This window comes from Serratia sp. SA088, from assembly GCF_049065515.1.
GTDB lineage: Bacteria > Pseudomonadota > Gammaproteobacteria > Enterobacterales > Enterobacteriaceae > Serratia > Serratia nematodiphila.
In genome coordinates this window covers 42,094-59,369 of the sequence record NZ_JBAKGW010000004.1, presented here as the reverse complement: position 1 = coordinate 59,369, position 17,276 = coordinate 42,094, and the positions used below count along the sequence as shown (strand labels likewise).

The 17,276-nt window shown below is 51.4% G+C and carries 28 protein-coding genes; 24 read left to right on the top strand and 4 right to left on the bottom strand.

The genetic code is table 11. The annotated features are described in order from the left end of the window. Positions 1-201 precede the first annotated feature (201 nt). The 3 genes from ACOWVD_RS11845 to ACOWVD_RS11835 form a co-directional block, all read right to left on the bottom strand. Positions 202-1,005: a hypothetical protein gene (locus ACOWVD_RS11845; protein ID WP_421105813.1), complete on the bottom strand. Its 804-nt coding sequence runs from the start codon at positions 1,003-1,005 to the stop codon at positions 202-204. Continuing rightward, on the bottom strand, positions 1,002-1,787 hold the full coding sequence (locus ACOWVD_RS11840) for a ParB/RepB/Spo0J family partition protein (RefSeq protein ID WP_421105814.1): 786 nt from the start codon (positions 1,785-1,787) through the stop codon (positions 1,002-1,004). Before ACOWVD_RS11840 ends, ACOWVD_RS11845 begins: the two co-directional genes overlap by 4 nt. Before the next feature lie 603 nt (positions 1,788-2,390). After that, positions 2,391-2,972 (bottom strand): hypothetical protein, encoded by a 582-nt coding sequence (locus tag ACOWVD_RS11835; RefSeq protein ID WP_421105815.1) that lies wholly within the window; start codon positions 2,970-2,972, stop codon positions 2,391-2,393. Positions 2,973-3,179: 207 nt separating this feature from the next. On the opposite strand from ACOWVD_RS11835, the gene ACOWVD_RS11830 reads away from it, so the two are divergent. After that, entirely contained in the window at positions 3,180-4,061 is an 882-nt protein-coding gene (locus ACOWVD_RS11830) for a BRCT domain-containing protein (protein ID WP_197817841.1), read from the top strand. Here ACOWVD_RS11830 and ACOWVD_RS11825 read toward each other — a convergent pair. Next, positions 4,053-4,739: an XRE family transcriptional regulator gene (locus ACOWVD_RS11825; protein WP_421105816.1), complete on the bottom strand. Its 687-nt coding sequence runs from the start codon at positions 4,737-4,739 to the stop codon at positions 4,053-4,055. The two genes, ACOWVD_RS11830 and ACOWVD_RS11825, sit on opposite strands and share 9 nt — an antisense overlap. A gap of 137 nt (positions 4,740-4,876) precedes the next feature. On the opposite strand from ACOWVD_RS11825, the gene ACOWVD_RS11820 reads away from it, so the two are divergent. The 23 genes from ACOWVD_RS11820 (at position 4,877) to ACOWVD_RS11710 (ending at position 17,273) form a co-directional block, all read left to right on the top strand. Beyond that, positions 4,877-5,119, top strand: coding sequence for a transcriptional regulator (locus ACOWVD_RS11820; RefSeq protein ID WP_421105817.1), 243 nt, complete (start codon positions 4,877-4,879; stop codon positions 5,117-5,119). Between the two features lie 27 nt (positions 5,120-5,146). After that, positions 5,147-5,680, top strand: a complete 534-nt coding sequence (locus ACOWVD_RS11815) for a YmfL family putative regulatory protein (protein WP_321154133.1) — start codon at positions 5,147-5,149, stop codon at positions 5,678-5,680. A gap of 198 nt (positions 5,681-5,878) precedes the next feature. After that, positions 5,879-6,793, top strand: a complete 915-nt coding sequence (locus tag ACOWVD_RS11810; protein ID WP_421105818.1) for a helix-turn-helix domain-containing protein — start codon at positions 5,879-5,881, stop codon at positions 6,791-6,793. Beyond that, positions 6,790-7,512: a replication protein P gene (locus ACOWVD_RS11805; RefSeq protein ID WP_421105819.1), complete on the top strand. Its 723-nt coding sequence runs from the start codon at positions 6,790-6,792 to the stop codon at positions 7,510-7,512. The genes ACOWVD_RS11810 and ACOWVD_RS11805 overlap by 4 nt, the downstream gene beginning before the upstream one ends. After that, on the top strand, positions 7,509-7,856 hold the full coding sequence (locus tag ACOWVD_RS11800; protein ID WP_421105820.1) for a hypothetical protein: 348 nt from the start codon (positions 7,509-7,511) through the stop codon (positions 7,854-7,856). The genes ACOWVD_RS11805 and ACOWVD_RS11800 overlap by 4 nt, the downstream gene beginning before the upstream one ends. Then, positions 7,853-8,080, top strand: coding sequence for a hypothetical protein (locus ACOWVD_RS11795; RefSeq protein ID WP_421105821.1), 228 nt, complete (start codon positions 7,853-7,855; stop codon positions 8,078-8,080). Before ACOWVD_RS11800 ends, ACOWVD_RS11795 begins: the two co-directional genes overlap by 4 nt. Further along, positions 8,077-8,622 (top strand): phage N-6-adenine-methyltransferase, encoded by a 546-nt coding sequence (locus ACOWVD_RS11790; RefSeq protein ID WP_197842607.1) that lies wholly within the window; start codon positions 8,077-8,079, stop codon positions 8,620-8,622. Before ACOWVD_RS11795 ends, ACOWVD_RS11790 begins: the two co-directional genes overlap by 4 nt. Continuing rightward, entirely contained in the window at positions 8,619-9,002 is a 384-nt protein-coding gene (locus ACOWVD_RS11785; protein ID WP_421105822.1) for a RusA family crossover junction endodeoxyribonuclease, read from the top strand. Before ACOWVD_RS11790 ends, ACOWVD_RS11785 begins: the two co-directional genes overlap by 4 nt. Beyond that, positions 8,987-9,982, top strand: coding sequence for a DUF968 domain-containing protein (locus ACOWVD_RS11780; protein ID WP_421105823.1), 996 nt, complete (start codon positions 8,987-8,989; stop codon positions 9,980-9,982). Before ACOWVD_RS11785 ends, ACOWVD_RS11780 begins: the two co-directional genes overlap by 16 nt. A gap of 52 nt (positions 9,983-10,034) precedes the next feature. Beyond that, positions 10,035-10,733: a bacteriophage antitermination protein Q gene (locus tag ACOWVD_RS11775; protein ID WP_421105824.1), complete on the top strand. Its 699-nt coding sequence runs from the start codon at positions 10,035-10,037 to the stop codon at positions 10,731-10,733. Between the two features lie 246 nt (positions 10,734-10,979). Then, positions 10,980-11,156, top strand: coding sequence for a type II toxin-antitoxin system HicA family toxin (locus ACOWVD_RS11770; RefSeq protein ID WP_046897129.1), 177 nt, complete (start codon positions 10,980-10,982; stop codon positions 11,154-11,156). 47 nt (positions 11,157-11,203) lie between these two features. After that, entirely contained in the window at positions 11,204-11,611 is a 408-nt protein-coding gene (locus ACOWVD_RS11765) for a type II toxin-antitoxin system HicB family antitoxin (protein ID WP_197798607.1), read from the top strand. 104 nt (positions 11,612-11,715) lie between these two features. Then, the gene (locus ACOWVD_RS11760) at positions 11,716-12,093 is read left to right on the top strand and encodes a putative holin (protein ID WP_154899404.1); all 378 of its coding nucleotides are present in this window, start codon (positions 11,716-11,718) and stop codon (positions 12,091-12,093) included. Next, positions 12,083-12,403 (top strand): phage holin family protein, encoded by a 321-nt coding sequence (locus ACOWVD_RS11755; RefSeq protein ID WP_421105825.1) that lies wholly within the window; start codon positions 12,083-12,085, stop codon positions 12,401-12,403. The genes ACOWVD_RS11760 and ACOWVD_RS11755 overlap by 11 nt, the downstream gene beginning before the upstream one ends. Further along, a complete protein-coding gene (locus tag ACOWVD_RS11750; RefSeq protein ID WP_421105826.1) occupies positions 12,400-13,011 on the top strand; it encodes a glycoside hydrolase family 19 protein in 612 nt (203 codons plus the stop codon). The genes ACOWVD_RS11755 and ACOWVD_RS11750 overlap by 4 nt, the downstream gene beginning before the upstream one ends. Further along, on the top strand, positions 13,008-13,397 hold the full coding sequence (locus ACOWVD_RS11745) for a hypothetical protein (RefSeq protein WP_197798605.1): 390 nt from the start codon (positions 13,008-13,010) through the stop codon (positions 13,395-13,397). Before ACOWVD_RS11750 ends, ACOWVD_RS11745 begins: the two co-directional genes overlap by 4 nt. Beyond that, positions 13,327-13,554, top strand: coding sequence for an Rz1-like lysis system protein LysC (gene lysC, locus ACOWVD_RS11740; protein ID WP_421105827.1), 228 nt, complete (start codon positions 13,327-13,329; stop codon positions 13,552-13,554). Before ACOWVD_RS11745 ends, lysC begins: the two co-directional genes overlap by 71 nt. Before the next feature lie 150 nt (positions 13,555-13,704). Beyond that, positions 13,705-13,947, top strand: a complete 243-nt coding sequence (locus tag ACOWVD_RS11735) for a hypothetical protein (protein ID WP_197798604.1) — start codon at positions 13,705-13,707, stop codon at positions 13,945-13,947. A gap of 116 nt (positions 13,948-14,063) precedes the next feature. Further along, positions 14,064-14,273 (top strand): hypothetical protein, encoded by a 210-nt coding sequence (locus tag ACOWVD_RS11730; RefSeq protein ID WP_197798603.1) that lies wholly within the window; start codon positions 14,064-14,066, stop codon positions 14,271-14,273. Between the two features lie 9 nt (positions 14,274-14,282). Beyond that, positions 14,283-15,743, top strand: coding sequence for a glycosyltransferase family 2 protein (locus ACOWVD_RS11725; protein WP_421105828.1), 1,461 nt, complete (start codon positions 14,283-14,285; stop codon positions 15,741-15,743). Continuing rightward, positions 15,725-16,324, top strand: coding sequence for a hypothetical protein (locus ACOWVD_RS11720; RefSeq protein WP_421105829.1), 600 nt, complete (start codon positions 15,725-15,727; stop codon positions 16,322-16,324). Before ACOWVD_RS11725 ends, ACOWVD_RS11720 begins: the two co-directional genes overlap by 19 nt. Continuing rightward, positions 16,311-16,679, top strand: a complete 369-nt coding sequence (locus tag ACOWVD_RS11715) for an HNH endonuclease (protein ID WP_421105830.1) — start codon at positions 16,311-16,313, stop codon at positions 16,677-16,679. Before ACOWVD_RS11720 ends, ACOWVD_RS11715 begins: the two co-directional genes overlap by 14 nt. Positions 16,680-16,811: 132 nt before the next feature. After that, positions 16,812-17,273, top strand: coding sequence for a terminase small subunit (locus ACOWVD_RS11710; RefSeq protein ID WP_262140627.1), 462 nt, complete (start codon positions 16,812-16,814; stop codon positions 17,271-17,273). Positions 17,274-17,276: the final 3 nt, after the last annotated feature.

Here is a 17,276-nt window from a genome sequence, read left to right as displayed (position 1 = left end):
GCCGATCGCCTACCTGGCCGAATGGGCAAAGTGTTGGTGCCAGTCGGCATGAAATGCTCGATATCTCACCGTTACGGCCTCTGATCACCGGATTAACCATCCCGCGTTCATAGCTTAGTTTGATAACCCGCCGCGTCTGGGTCTTGCGGCCGTCGAGAATGGCGCGAACCATCTCGCCGTTGAAAATCACTGGGCGCTCTTTCATTTGGCCTCCCGCAGCCCATTGGCGTATGCGATTGCAGCTTCAGCTGCAAACATCAGCTTCTTTTCGATGTTTGATCCGGGTGCAGTTTTGGAATGCATTTCAGCGATACGCTCCGCCAGCTCATTAGCGCCTTCGATCTTTGCTTCGAGGCGCATAGCTGCAAGTGCTGCGGAGGTGGCTGGGGTTTCAGGCATCTGCATGATGAACTTCCGCACTGTCTGATATTCATCGTTGCGATAGCTTCCAAAGGCGTAAATGAACGGCTTATTGAGGTTGTGGCCATTTTTATTGATGTAGTCTTTGCAGCCTTGCTCGGTAAAGCATCCGGTCACAAACACATCAATCTCTTTCATGGCGTATCTATCCCAGCCATCCCTAACTTCATATTTGGCCTGATAGATGGCCTCCAAGCGCCGATGCTGTGTCTCTGTGGCTTCGACATAATCACCACTCTGGTTTTCAACCCAGCAAATACGGTCGCAGTCGTGGTCTTCAGAGGCGACGATTTCCCGCTTGGTCATGACTGCAAAAAATGGCTGGTCAGTTATGCGGTTATCTTGGGTGCGGATTAGCTCGCCGATAGCACTCAGTTCAGAGCGCTCGCGCTTCAGCGCCGCATTCTCCACAGCCAGCGCATCGGCCCGTTTCTGCTGCGCATCGCGCTCAGCCTCTACGGCGCTCACTACTTGCTGGTGGGCATCAAACCGAACAAGCTCGCCGTGCTCCGCTTCACGCGCGAAAGCCTCAAACCGAACTGCGTGCATTTTGTAGTCAGGGGTAAACCGCTTGATGGTTGTCATTCGTCGTCTCCCAGAACCCAGCGGAGCGCCTGAGCGTAATCACCGCTCGCACCTTCCAGGGCTTTAGTGATTTCTTTTCGGGACTTCATGCGATGTTTGGCATCGCCGATCACCTGGCGCTGGCGGCGTGCCTTTTCATGGCCTTTTGTGCCGGCGGTTGCCGCTTCAACCTCTTTCACCTTTTCGCGCTGTTCGTCGGGTGAGAGATTCGCCAGCATGCGCGCCTGGGTAACGGTAATGTCGCCAGACTCAACCGCATCTTTAACGGCCTGAGTGGCATCGAGTAGGGCGAGAGTGGCGCGGATCGTCTGCACCCCGACGCCAAACATCAGTGACAAATCGTCTTCATCGTGGCCCCGCGTAAGCGCATCAGCCATTTTCTTGGCGCGCCCCAATGGCGTATCCGCCTGAAAAATTTCATTGGCACTGATCATTACCTCTGCGACGCTAAACGGTGATCCGCGTCTGACGACTGCTGGCACCAAAAGAGGTTTTTTCCCTTCTTCCCGCAGACGTTTATTGGCTTCGAGGGTGTTTTTAACCCGCTGGCGACCTTCAACTACGCAGGAGCGGCCTGTCTCAGGGTCTTTCCAGATAATAATTGGCTCCAGCACACCCAACTTCATGATGCTAAGCACCGTCGCTTCATGGAGAGGAAGATGGATGCGTTCGTCGTAAAGCGGGTGCGCTTTATCGGATACCAGGTGCAGATTTTCCGGCTCGAACATCAGCACGTTGGTTTTACCGCTGGCGCCGTAGGCTTCCTTTGAGTTCTTGGCCATTTAATTACCCCACACTGATTTTCGGCAAAGCGAATCCCTGCCAGAAGCTGGCAATTTTCCGCAGATAGAAAATCGGTTTTTAAGAAGGGAGGCCAGACGCCCGCATAGCGCTGGCTCCCGGTTAATTACTCACACATCAGGTGGCGCACCGCGCCGGGTATTTATACTGTGTAGATATAAATTAGGGACCGACACAGTACGCCACCAGATATGTGAAAAAATAGCGGCTGACACCAACCCAGCGAACAGCCGCCAAAGGCTTCTCTAAACACACAGTATGGATACTTGCCGGATATCTGCGCTCGCTTTCGCTGCAGTGCCGCCGGCCCGGCGCATTTGGTGTGGTGGCTGGTAAACAACGCCCCGAAGTTTCCAGCCTTGAACCACATCGGGCTGACCACTCATGGTTAGGATCCGTCACCGCTTCCAGAATTAAGGAGTCGGGGAGTGATCAGCCCGATGTGCGCCGGTTACCCGGCGACAACTACTAACAGCCACGGCAACCACCAGAAAACAGCACAACCAACAACGCAATAAACCAAAGACCGCCATCCTCTTTTGCTCATGCTTGCCTCAGTGCGCCCCGTAGGGCGCGGTGGGTTCTTAGTTATCGAACCAAAAAACGATTCGGTGGTTCTCGCCATCTATGCCGTCGAATAAGGCGATAATCGTGTCCATGCTGTTGCCGATAATGAAGTCGGCTGGCGCGTCGATTTCGAACTCTTCGTAGTTATCGAGTCCCGCCCATTGGCAGTAAGGATAAAGCTGATTCCAATCAGGCTTGCCTGAGTCAATAGATGCACGCAGTGCTGTCAGTCGGTTGCGGTCCATCATGCCGCTGACCTTAATGGTCGCGACCTTCATTAACTCCCGCATATCTTTTAGCTCGTGCAGGTACAGATAACTGTGTGAATGGCCGTCGCCATTCCAGCGTTCACTATTGGCTTCAACCTCATTGCAGGCGTTGAACGGCAACCCACGTGGCTCGAAAGAGAAGGGATAATCAGCCCTGACGCCTTTGCTCAACAGGCCAAATAATTTGTAGTTCCGGTCGGTGAATCTGTTTTGCCACGGAACTTCGGAGTAAGTTCCTCCTTCGCCGTCATCATCTTCTTCCCAAACGTCAGCGGTCACCCACTGGCCGTCAACCTGCTTCTCTCTGTACAAATGGATATCGCATCCCATCGTGTAACCCTCTGCTGTAAGACTGGTTCAGCGAATCATCCCGATCTTCGTGTGCCTCGGGCGGCTACTTCGTGGGCGTCCTGCCTGTTCGCTCTCCATAACAACTTTAAGGTGTAATTTAGTTGTGAAATGATGAGTTGTCAACAACTTTATGTGGTTTGATTGTGGCGTGGTTGAGTGCAAGGATGATGAAAAAAAGGAGGGGATATGGAAGATAAGCTTTATGTTTTTAACTATACGCAGAATAGAGATAAGCTTTTTGCAAACCTAATCAGCATCATAGATGGGATTGTTGCGGACGGTGTGGTTAAAGATGAGGAGATACTTTATCTAGATACTTGGCTTCTTGAAGCGGAGCAAATAATAAGAAATGGTGTCATAAAAAGTTTGTCAGCACGCGTTTCATCAATTCTCTCTGATGGCACCATCACTTCGCAGGAGAGAGAAGATCTTAAACAGCATCTGCATGCAATTCAGCAAGATATTCTTGACATTCCAGAAGTGGATTTTTACTCAGCAGAATCAGATCTACATTTATTAAATGGGTTATGTAAAGGGTTAATTAGCGATCGAGATCTAAGTGACCACGAAATTAGATACTTAGACTGGTGGCTGACGCAGAATGGCGCTCTGAAGAAAAACTATCCGGGCAGCCACCTTTATGCACTTGTTAAGGAAATTCTTAGCGATGGGGTAATAACACCAGAAGAAAGTGAATCCTTGCATAAAGCCCTGGTAGATTTTACAGGGTGTGATCTTGATAGCGGGGTGGTAGATGGGTTAGCAACACGCCTGCCCATCGATTCCGACTTCTCACCGGAAGTTAAGGGCCGGGTTTTCTGCTTAACTGGTATGTTTATGGCAGGTAAAAGATCGATAGTTGAAGATAGGATTAAATTAGCCGGCGGTAATGTTATAGATAACATTACTAAAAAACTTGATTATCTCGTTATAGGTACATTGTCATCGCGTGACTGGAAGTTCTCCAGCCACGGAAGAAAAATTGAAAAAGCAATAAATTACCGCGATGAGGAGGGAGCAAAACTGAAAATCATTTCAGAAGAAAATTTGTTCGAGTTTTTACCATGAACGTGATGACCAAAAAACTCTTCCTATTACGTGAACTCTAGCCCTACGTTCGTTATAAGAGAGTACCTCATCTGGGTACTCTTCTTTATTGAAACTCCTCAATATGATTCCCCCGTCTGGAAGGCAAATTAAGGTCTTTACCCGCAATAAAACACCGTCACGAATAGCATATAGATCACCATCACGAATACTTTGGGTATGTTTCGTGTCAACAGCAACATAGTCACCATTAGTCAGCACAGGGAGTAGACTATTTCCCCATATCTTCACTATCCTTGCGTTACTGGCACTCACACCAGCTCTGCGGAGGTCGTCCCTTCGAAGAGGGAACGTATCGGAGCAAGATTCGATCAGCTCTGCCTCAGCCCCATTCCCGGCTGATAATTCAATATCGAGGATAGGCACGCTTACAAATAACTCTGGGTCAAGGACTGCTTCATCTGACTCTTTAACGATATAATTTGAAAGCTCAGCATTTTCCTCTATTCCAAGCTGCAACCATTGTTGTGAAACCCCAAGGTAAGTTGCTAATTCTTTGATTTTTCTTGGCTGCAATGTTATTCCATTCTCAATTTTAGCTATGGATTGCTGAGTAACCCCTACCTTCGCGGCCAGTTCTTCCTGGCTGAGACCAGAATTTTCCCGCGCAAATTTAAATCTTTCTGCAAGTGTTTTCACAACTTATCTCCTCCGCTGTGGCGAGGTTACAACTTTACGTTTTGGCTTTCCAACACCTAAAAGTTGTGATAAAAGTTGTTATGGTTGTATAATCGTCCATGAGCACAACTTACACTTACCCTTGCAGGAGGAAAACTATGACGCCTGAGCAGTCTGCCTTACTTGAGGCGATCGAGGTTGCTGGTGGTCAATCAGAATTGGCAAGGAAGTTAACAGTAACTTCCGCCAAACCAGTAAAACAACAACACGTCTGGAACTGGTTGCACAGAGAGAAAAAGCCGCCAGCAAAGCAATCTGCAGCAATTGAACGCCTTACTGGAATCCCTAAGGAAAGATTGAGACCTGATGTATTCCAAAAGTCTACCGCGCCAGCGGCTTAACCAAAACCACAGAAGCGGAGAAACCTTGTGGACAACAAAGATTTCCCAACACAGGACGACATCAGCGAAGCGATACACAAGCTGATCACGTTGTTCCCAGGTAAGTACAGCGCGATGGCTCAGCAGCTGGACCCGGTGGCCGGTACCGAAAACGCATTGCGAAATCGAGTTCGTCAGGTGTCTGGCCAGGTAGTACCGCTGGGTATGGCAGCTGAAATGGAGTCGATCTCTGGTCGTAGCGATATCACTGAAGCGATGTGCAAACGGGCTGGTGGAGTTTTCGTGAAGCTTCCAGAAGTCGAGCAGATGGGCAATGAAGAGCTGCTTTACAAATTTAACGATCTGCTGGCGTCTCTCGGCCAGTTCGCGCGCTTCCACAACGAGTCAACATCAGACGGCGTTCTGGACCGCGAAGAAAGCAAACGCATGAAGGCCAAGGGCTATCGGGTGCAGTGTCTGGTGGCTGAAATCATGGTCGTCACAGAGATGTTGTTTGGAGAGGGTGACGCCACAGATATGCGGTCTGTGGCGTCGGGCGCATTAACTAAACGTGTGGAGTAATTAACGCATGAACAGATTAGCAGATAGTCGGCTGCGTGGGCAATTTCGGTGTGTGGCTTCAAGCTGTTCAAAGCCGCTCATGCCGTTGCGTTATGTGATGAGAATACCGGGCGGCTGGATGCCTGTCACCCACAGCGCTTTGCAGGAAGTTGTGGATCGATTCAAGTATTTGGCACTCCCGGCGCCGGGAGCTGCTGCATGAGCATGAACCTGATGGCTCAAGCAATGAGCATAAAGGTTGGCAATCCCCTGCGTAAGCTGGTGCTGATTAAGATGGCTGATAACGCCAATGATGAAGGCGAATGCTGGCCGTCCTATCAACACATTGCTGACCATTGCGAGTGCAGCAAGAGCGCCGTGAAGGCTCATATCACTGCACTGATAAAAATGGGGCTGCTCTCGAAAGAGAACCGCCTTGGCGTTAATAACGGAAAAGGTAATACATCAAACATTTACCAACTGACACTTGGTAACCCTGTGTCGTCAGAAAACACAGCCCCTGTGTCGCGTAAAAGCACAGCACCTATGCCACCAAAAAACACAGGTGGGTCAGGAAAAAGCACAGGTGAGGCGTCAGAAAACACAGCCCCTGTGTCATCTGGTGGCACCCCCTGTGGCAGCACGTGGCACCAGAACCAGTCATTAGAACCTAAAGACCAAAACCCTTCTTGTCAGGTCGCTCCGCAACCCGACGAATCAGGCGATGAAAAGTTTTTATCTCGGCACCCAGAAGCAGCGGTATTCAGTGCCAAGAAAAAAATCTGGGGCAGTGCTGAAGACCTGAAGTGCGCGGAGTGGATCCGCTCTCGCATCGTGAAGCTGTATGAGCAAGCTGCCGAGAGCGATGGGGAAGTCGCCAGACCGAAGGAGCCTAACTGGGCAGACTGGGCAAACGAGATCCGCCTGATGTGTTCTCAGGACGGCCGCACGCACAAGCAGATCTGCGAACTGTTCGCTAAGGCAAACCGGGACCCATTCTGGTGCAAGAACATCCTGAGCCCGTCAAAACTGCGTGAGAAGTGGGACGACCTGACGCTGAAGCTTAGCGTTAACCCTGCATCACCGGCAGGTGGTCATTGGAACACTGCTGAAGCATGGGAGAACACCCTATGAATAAATTCATGAGTGCTGTCCAAAATCGCGATGGTAACGCACTGGCGCGGATGATGCCCGCAGAACCGCAAGCGCGAGTAGTCAACGGAAACGCTGAAAAATTGGTTGATCTGCTCTTCGTCAACCTCATGCAAGTCTTTCCCGCCGCTAAGCAAACAGCGCTGAGCACGCCAGCAGAAGTGGCAGCCGCAAAACGTCAGTGGATCCTGGCATTCGCGGAGAATGGGATTACCACCGTTGAGCAACTGCAGGCCGGCATGCGCATGGCGCGTCAGCAAGAAAGCGACTTTTGGCCGAGCTGTGGAAAGTTCATTGGCTGGTGTAAGGCTGGCGCCGCCGAGAATGCTGGCCTGCCATCCGTTGATGACGTTGAATCAGAGTTCAAGCGCTACAACGCGAATCGCGGTCAGCATGCCCGGCCTGAAGATTTCAACTGGTCGGCGCCGGTCATGTACTGGATTGTGATCGACGTTCGTCATCTGATGCTTCAGCACAACTACACCGAAAGCGAGATCCGCAAGTCAATTCAGCAGCACCTCAACCGATGGGCTAAACGGCTGGCCAAGGGCGAACGAGTGCCAACCCCTGCGCCACAAATCGCCCACAAGCAACACATCCCGGCGCCGTCAGAGCTAATCGACAAAGACGGCAAATTTCAGCGTAAAGGTGAAGAGCTGCTGGCGCGCATCCGCTCGAAGCGAGAGGGGAACCCATCATGAAGAAATTAACGATCCCGGTAGACGCATTAGAAAGCGAACGCATCAACAAGGGCATTCGTCGGTTGGTGCGCGAAGGTTTTCTGAAAGACAACCCAGATAGCCAGATTTGCCGCGTCCGAAATGCCGCTGCTGGATCAACGTGGCGCACATTGCGTGACCTTGAACGGCTGGTGGGGGAGATGTACGGCGTCTACGACACGCAAGCGGCTATCAGCGCTCGTCTGCGTGAATTCAGCAAGCCATTCCAGGGGCTGGTTAAGGAACGCCGGATGGCAAAAAGCAAATCGGGGAAATGGGTTTATTTCTACCGCCTGGTTGCCGTTGAGAAGGAGCCTTCAGCATGAAGTGTGTATCTGGAATTGAGGTTATGCCGCTGCTGGTTATAGCTCATCGCGTGTGGCGCTGGTGGATGCTCAGAGAAGCACGCCGCACATGGCAAGAACGCGGTGATTTTCGAAAGTACGCCCGGCGTCAGGGCTGGTTAATTGAATGGCAACGCCAGCGGTTCAGCACTGATTACTGCGTAGTGCGCTATCTGGTTCGTAAGGCAGAGGGGAGTTTTGCATGAAGTCAGATTATCTTGGCGTCAGCCATACACCACCAGAGCATAAAGACCGGTGGCAAACACCAATCGAGATATTCAGCGCTCTTGATGTTGAATTTGGGTTTTACCTGGATGCTGCGGCAGACAAAAACAACGCACTGTGCGCTCGTTACCTGACAGAGCAGGATAACGCGTTGGCAGTCGATTGGGAGAGCTACGGCGCCATCTGGTGCAATCCGCCATACAGCGCGATTAAGCCTTGGGTTGAAAAAGCCACGCAACAATGCCGTGTGCAGAATCAGCCGATCGTCATGCTGATACCCGCGGACACCTCGGTAAGCTGGTTCTCATTGGCGCTGAAGTCGGTTGATGAAGTCAGGTTGATCACCGATGGCCGCATATCGTTCATTAACGCTGGCTCAGGTAAGCAAGTGAACGGCAATAACAAGGGAAGCATGCTGTTGATCTGGCGCCCATTCATCAAACCACGTTGCCAATTCACGACTGTAAGCCGCGATGAGCTAATCAGTATTGGCGCCGAGGCATTGCGCGAGGTGGCTGCATGAAATTGACGTTGCCATTCCCACCAAGCGTCAACGGCTACTGGCGTTCCCCTAACAAGGGATCGTCACGGGGGCGCACTTTGGTCAGTGAGCGCGGCAGGGTATTCCAGGAAGAGGCTATCGCCCAGGTAATCGAGCAACTTCGCCGCCGGCCGAAGCCGATCAGCGCCAATATCTCGGTTCATGTGGTGTTCTGCCCGCCGAATAAAGCGCGACGGGATCTGGATAACTACTTCAAAGCATTGTTCGATGCGATGACGCAGGCAGGCGTATGGCTTGATGACAGCCAGATTAAGCGCATCGAGGCGGAGTGGGGGCCGGTAACGAAAGGCGGGAAAGTGGAACTGAGAATCAGCGAGGTGATGCCATGCGCTGCCTGTTGAAACCTATCATCATCAGCGAGCTCGGCCAGGTGATATTGAAACCAGGCGCTGAGCTGATGTCGTTGTTCGGTGATCGGGTCATGGTGACCAGAGTACCGCCTGAATTCCGCAAGATGCCATCTGGCGCACTGCCGACAGTAGAACAGCAATTGGCAACTGATCCACGTTTCCGATCGTTCTTCACGCATGAGCGAGTGCTGGGGGCTGCTGGTGGCCCTGCCGCTATGCGCGATTGGTTAGGCCGTGGTTTTGATTGCCAGTGCTCCAGCGCAGACGGGTATCACGACAAGAACATCAGCGTGATGGAATACGGCGACCATAGTATCAGGATGTGCTGGCATCACCAGCACAAATACCGTGAGCAGACGAGCCTGATGCTGAACCAGCTGGCGGAACAGAACGTGGCTGATTTTGTCGTATATCGGGCACGCTCGCATTTCATGTTTGACGAATCCCACCAGCTGACGTTGCCGGAGCTTTGCTGGTGGGCATGGGTCAAAGAGGTTATCGATCTGATCCCTGAAGAGGTAGCCGCTGCATCACTGCGTGTGGCGCCACATAGCGTGCCTGCTGGGGTTAAGAAAGAATCAGATATCGAGCACACGCTGGCGGCAAAGCAAATTGTTGCAGAGAAAGCCAAAAAAGCGGCCAAAACGTTAGTTATCGATCCGGCCCCGCCAAAGGCGTTATTCAAGATTCCAAAGCGTGAGCGCTGGACCAGTGAGAAGTTTACCCGTTGGGTTAAGTCTCAGCCATGCGCATGCTGCGGATCACCCTCGGACGACCCCCATCACATCATTGGCCACGGACAGGGTGGCATGGGAACCAAAGCGCACGATTTTTTTACCATCCCACTTTGCCGAAAACATCACGATGAATTGCATCGTGACATGTCACGATGGGAAGAAGAGCACGGCACTCAGATCGAACTGTGGTTCAGATTCATCGACCACTCGTTATCGATCGGCGCCATTTCATAAGTGTGGAGTAATAGGTGAGCTGGCATGCGGGCCAGACGCCTGGAGAAAATGCATGATTATGTCCGAACAATACCTGCAGTACATCCGGGAGTGTTTCATGATGGCAACTGCTGATACCAGCGGTAAGACAAAAGGGCAACTACAGGCATTCACTGAATCAACGCAAGTATGCACTACGCGGTTGAAGCGTAAGAGACGCACTATCGTGGAGCCCGACGGCCGGAGAATCACAATACATAGCGCACCGGTTCCTGGCAGTGAAACCAGACCGAGTTCAGGGGCAATTGCGCTTATTGATCCTGCCACGTTTTCAGCTACTTCGTGGCGCAGGGCTATTTACCCAATCGCGAGCAATCAGCGCAGCTGGCTTTCATGGTGCTACACGGGCGATATTTCATTCAGCCATCAGGAAGAGATCACTCGCTGGGCGTGGGGTGAATTCCGCGCCCGCATTGAAGTTATGGGCAAGCGCATAGCAGGAAAGACGATCGAAAAGCTTAGAGCGTTAACTTGGTTGGCCGCCCAAGATGTGAAAGCCAGGATAATGGGCGGTAAAGCTTACCAGTGCCAAGAAGTAGCTGAGCTACTTCAGGTATCCGCGCCAAACTGGTCAAAAAACTATGGCCAGTATTGGTCGCTGATGTGTGGAATATTCCAGAGGCTTGATCGGGAAGGTCTAATATCTTTATCGAGATCACGATCACAACAAAAAGCGACATTTTCACAACAGGGTATTGCAAAAGTTAATTAAATAGTCCATATTTAGCGTTAATTTGATATCGTGCCATAAATGTAATGACCGGCACCAAAATTAAAACCTCGCTTCGGCGGGGTTTTCTTGTTTTCAGCCCCAGCCAACATCCGACACACACCTGGCACACCCCGTATCGCCAAATCGTTTACGGCTGGTGGCTGATTCTATCTAGGTAAGCAAAAATGTTGACTCGGTAATCATAATTGTTTACTATAATCCCATGTTTAACAGATGGGAGGAGTAGTGAAGCAAAGCGAGTTCAGGCGGTGGCTTGAGTCGCAAGGGGTGGAAGTTACGAATGGCACAAACCACTTGAAACTTCGATACCAAGGCAAGCGAAGCGTGATGCCAAGGCACCCCGGAAGCGAGATAAAGGAACCGCTAAGAAAGGCCATCATCAAGCAGCTTGGCCTGAATTAATAAACCAGCCCTCCGGGGCTGGTACTTGCAAGCTTCACTAAAACGATATGCGATATCCAGTTAATCTACAGCCTGATAGCGGCGGATATGTGGTTTCATTCCCGGATATACCGGAGGCGCTGACCCAAGGCGATACGCGAGATGAGGCGTTAGCTATGGCTCAGGATGCGTTAATAACAGCGTTTGAATTTTACTTTGAAGATAACCAGGCAATCCCGATGCCAAGTGAAGTATCCGGTGATTTCGTTGAGGTTCCGCTTAGTGTGGCTTCAAAGGTGCTGCTGCTGAATGCGTTTGTCGAGTCCGGCTTAACGAGGGTTGAGCTGGCCGATCGCGTTGGCATTAAAAAGCAAGAGGTCAACAGGCTGATTGACTTACAGCACGCGACAAAAATTGATGCTATCCAGCGCGCGATGAACGCATTGGGCAGGCAGTTAGATGTAGTCGCGCATTAAAAAAATCATAATCTGATTATGAACATTAAACGCAAGGCTCACTTCGGTGGGCCTTTTTTATGCCCTCGGTATGGAGAGGACAATTACAGCAATGAGGAGTCACGATGTCCGATCCATTAACCACCGCCGGTGCGGCTGGGCTTGCTGGCGCGACGGCGGCGGCTCCAGTGTTCGGCATTGATTACGGCGTAATCTTCGGCGCGTTCATTGGCGCAATGTTTTACGTGACACAGGCGAAGGACATTCCGCGCATTCGCCAGGCGGTGTCGTTCATTGTCTCGTTCGGTACCGGCGTGCTGGGCGCAAGCGTTACAGGTGCAAAGCTGTCAGGCTGGCTTAATTACAGCGACACGCCATTAGAGCCGCTGGGTGCCCTGATCATTTCGGCGGTGGCCGTCAAATTGCTGACCTTCATCAGCGAAAAGATGGAGGATCCGACGTCACTGTTTAGCCGGTGGCGAGGAGGTTCGAATGGTGGATAACGAATTAGCTTTGATGTGGTTACGACTGACAGAAAGCGATCCGATGGTAGTGCTTAACGTACTTCTGTGCTCGGCGATTGTCTGTCGTTTGGCCTGCTTCAGAAAGACAGGTTACCGGCACCGGGCGTGGATAGCTTGGCTGGCATGGTTAGTTATCGGCGTATATTCATGGATCCCGTTTCGCTTCATTGCTCAGCAGTACCAGGAAACACACTGGGGCGTAATTGCTGCGAATCTCATCATCTGCATCGCGCTGTACCGGGTTAAGGGGAACATCGCGAAACTGCTACACCCCTTGAGGCCACAATGACACAAAATGAATTTCAACGGGCGGCTGGTATTAGCGCCGGATTGGCTGCGCGCTGGTATCCGCATCTGCTCGCCACCTTCGCTGAGTTCTCTATCGCGAAGCCAGCGGCACAGGCAATGTTTATTGCTCAGGTTGGGCATGAATCAGCGGGCTTTACCCGCACGGTGGAGAGTCTGAACTATACGCCACAGGGATTGCTTTCAACCTTTGGGAAGCGCATCACTCCCTATCAGGCTGACATGCTCGGGCGTACAACGACACACCTGGCAAATCAGCCAGCGATTGCAAACTTGGTATACGCCGATCGCTTGGGCAATAAATCACGCGGCGATGGCTGGAAATACCGTGGGCGTGGGCTGATTCAGGTTACCGGCCAGGACAACTACCGAGCGTGCGGTATTGCGCTGAAACTCGACCTGGTTGGCAATCCTCAATTGCTGGAGAGCGACGGTAACGCGATGCGCTCTGCAGGCTGGTTTTGGAAGTCTCGCGATTGCGGCCGCAATGCCAACGATATCGAATGGGTTACCCAACGTATCAATGGTGGCATCAACGGACTATCTGATCGCAAAGAGCGGTATGAAATGGCTCGTGAGGTGCTGCTATGAACTGGTTCCCATTGCCTAACGGGAAAGCAATTCTGGTGGCAGTAGCTCTCGGATTGGTTGCCTGGCTGGCCGTTAGCAACTGGGGGTACCGCAAAGAGCTGCGGTTGACCGACCAGAGGCTTTCAACGGAGCAGTTGAAAAACAGCAAGCAGGCAGGGTTGATAGCTACGCTGCAGGAACAGGATGAAGTAAACCGCGCGCTGGTGGCATCACAACAGCAGCATGAACAGCAGCTACGCCAGCAGCACGACATCTTGCAGAGGAAATTCCGTGAAGCGATTAAAGATAATCCCTGCGCTGCTGAGCGTATGCCTGATGCTGTCGTTGAGCTCCTGCAGCAAAATTCCACCTTCGGCCCCAGAGCAGTTAATAAGCCTACCCCCTGAAACAGTGTTCACGCCATGCAAGCAGCCAGAGCTGCAGGGTAATACCTGGGGCGAGGCGGTGAGCTACACGCTGGCGCTTCAAACAGCCTTATCAATCTGCGCCGGCCAGGTGGCCACGCTGAACCAATGGCGAATATCGGTATTACGCGATGAATAAGTTCGGTCGAAATCCACCCCCTACGACGGTAATGGTTAAACCGCCACCGACTCCGGCGCCACCGTGTGTTAAATGCAAATGGTGTGATGCAGGCCCAATACCACGGCAGGATCCGCCTGACGAATACCTTTCACTAAAAGGGTCAGAAGAATGAAATTTCAACTAGCGAAGCTATACCGAGGATCTTTTTTTATCGGCTATGGCATTGCCGTTAATGGTGAGCTATTGGACTGCCAAGTATCCACTGAGATTAAGACTGAGGCCAAAGAAATATCCAAGGTTGTAGCAGTGTTTAACTTGACCACTGAACATGCAGAAAATCAAATTACCATTGATCTAAGTAAAACCGAGGCGGAAACCGGGTCGGGCGCCATAAAGATCATGCCGAAATAATCATTACATGTGGCATTCACTGAGTGCCATCGATAATGCGACTACAAAGGCCATCATCCTGTACCCGCGGGCTGGTGGCTTTTTTATTACCACTACCACCACCAAGAGAAACCACCATGTTCACACTGAAAATCATTACCGCAAACAGAAACGAAATTATCAACGCTGTTGACTCCATTGAGTGGAAGAAAGCCGAGAAAGCTGTATATGCCTACGCTTGCACGGGTGAGTTGCTAAAGCTAACTCTGTTGCCTGGTGATACCGCCTATCTGGTAAATAGCGATAACCGCACTGTCGCAACTTATACCAATCCTGCTGAGCAGTAAGGTAGAACCATGCAGGTGATTATTGACGGCGTTCACTATGAGCCTGCAAACAAGCAGGCTTTTTCACGTATTGGGATCGCAATATCAACACATCAGCGGCCAGAAGTGTTAGCAAGGGCTATATCGCAACACCTTCAGCATTTGCCACCTGGTGCGCTGGTGGTTGTTGTAGACGATGGTTCAAACCCGGCGGCAGCTGTTCCTGATGGGATTCAGCTTTTCAGACATGAAGAATCTCGCGGTATTGTGGCAACGAAAAATGCCAGCCTTGAGGCGTTAATTAGTGCCGGTTGTGAGCACCTCTTCTTATGGGACGATGACGCGTGGCCGATTGCAGACGACTGGCATATTCCATACATAGCATCACCAGAACCACACCTGGCTTACCAATTCCTTGATCTAGCAGGTCCAAGAAAGCTTCAGGATCTTGCAGTGCTGCATGCTGATGATGAGCACGTTGCCTACACTGGGCAGCGTGGCGTGATGCTTTACTATCATCGCAGCGCTATTGAAAAGGTTGGTGGATTTGATCCGGTTTATGGCCGTGGTATGTACGAGCATAGTGATCTGGCGCTGCGCATTCACAATGCAGGATTGACAACTTGGGCCTATGCCGATGTGGTTGGTTCAGCATCGCTGATTCACTCACTCGATGAGCATGAGGCAGTAGAGCGATCCGTCCCTAAGCCAGACAGGCTGGCTCTTGTTGAACGAAATGTGAAGGTGCATAACGATAGGCGTGATGCTGGATTTACTGGGTATGTTGAATATCGGCAGCAGCGTGACGTGGTGATCACAACGCTGCTAACCACTCAACTAGACCCGCAACGCGGCACCAAAATGGCGGCATCCTCGGACATGCTGGCCAGGTGGGCGTGTTCACTTCAGCAGTGTAGGCGTATCGCCTTAGTGGATGAGATTCAGGATGCCCCGCCGGACGTTGAGCTGTACCGCGTTCCAGATATGAAGATGAACGTCTACTTCCGCCGCTGGCTGCACATCTGGCAGCACCTACGCGAGCATCCTGAATACCGCTTTGTCTGGTGTACAGATGGTACTGACGTGGAAATGCTTCGCTCGCCGTGGGCTGAAATGGAACCCGGCAAGGTTTATGTCGGTTCAGAACCGAAGACCTACGCAGACGCCTGGGCCAAGGAGAAGCACCCCGAATGCATTTATCAGGATTTCCTCGAGCGGCATCGCAATGATGTGATGTTGAATGCCGGATTGCTGGGCGGCCAGCGTGAAGACGTTATGTCGTTTGCACATGCCATCGTTCGTTTGTTCTATCGGATAGAGAGCTATCGATTCTGGAAGATGGAGAAGGCATCTGCTGCGGTAGGGGACATGATTGCGTTTGGTATTGTTGCCAAAACATTTGGCGACAGTGTCATTACCGGCCCACGCGTGCATACCGTATTCCGCACTGATGGGATTGGAAGGGAGTATGCATGGTGGAAGCACAAATAAAGTTTGTTGTAGTCGGCCATCATTCCAGACGGACCCAGGCAGCTGCGCTTGCCAGATCGCTTCAGGCTCATTTGATGATTGATGAAGGCGACAATGGCGCCAACTGGAACCACCGTCGCGCGCTTGAATGGGCTGACGCTCAGATTTGCCGCGTTGTTGTGGTTGAGGACGACGCTGAGCCCGTACCAAACTTCCTTCCCCAGGTTGAATGGTGGCTGCAGCGCTACCCTGATTCGCTGGTGAGTTTTTATCTTGGTACTGGCCGCCCGCCACAGTATCAGATGCAGATAGCTGAAAGGTTGATAGTGGCTGACAAGATACGTGCTGACTTCATCACGCTACCGCGCCTGATACACGGCGTGTGTTACAGCGTACCGCGACAGCAGATTGAGCGCGTACTGAACCGCTGGGATACCAGAAAGCCGGCAGATTACGCGGTGGGTGATGCATACGCTGGGAATGTTATTTACCCATGCTGGTCTCTGGTAGACCATGCAGATGGTGATCCTGTTGAGACTCACCCAGATGGCTCGCCGCGTACTGAACGCCGCCGGGCATGGAGGATCAATGGCCAAGCTTAAAACACTACAGCCAAGGCTCAAGGCTATCGACACCCGACGGATAAAGCCCGTCTATGGTGAGCATAGGCGCGTAAGCGGCAGTGCAAGGGTTAGCCTGAAGCGTCGTGTGTATGTTCGTGATAGTGGTAAGTGCTGTATGTGTGGGCGTGTTGTTGACTTGCACGATAGTGAACTAGATCACCGCGTCGCCCTGCAGTTTGGTGGTGACAATGATGAATCTAACCTCTGGACGCTGTGCATCGAGTGTCATGCTGGTAAGTCAGCAAGAGAGGCTTCGACGAACCAGCCAGATTTAGAAGCATTGAAGCATTCAGTGCCATCTTCGGTGCGAATAGATAGTGTTATCGTGATTTAATTTAAATGATAATTAATATCAACAAGTAGGCGGTGATGGTGGGGGGGGGTATCGGCAAAAGTAAACGTCGATCGCCCTGGACACCGCGCCCCCTCTCACGCGTAGAAAAAATCCCCTTTGGAGGGTGTAAACATGTTAACAGGGCAGAAGCGCAAGTTTGCATTGGCGCTGATGTCTGGTTCAACTCAAGTTGCCGCTGCTATCAAGGCTGGCTATTCTGAGAAATCGGCGCGTTCCAAGGGCTCGCAGCTGAAGAAAGACCCGGACGTCATCGCGTTTATGAAGAAAAAACAAGGTGAGAAAGTCCGTGTTGATCATCACGCTGAGTCCGCGATTTCTCCTCCTCCTCTTATTAACAATACTGTTAAAGAATTTGATGACCCACTTGATTTTCTTAAGTCGATCATGAACGACGTGACGGAGGAAATCGACGTCAGAAAAGATGCAGCAAAGGCAATGCTGCCATATCTTCATCCCAAGAAAGGTGAAGGTGGAAAGAAAGATGCTAGAAACGCAGCTGCAAAAGTGGCTGCAAGCGCCAGCAAGTTTGGCGCTATGGCGCCACCAAAACTGGTAGTCAACAATAATGGGTAACTT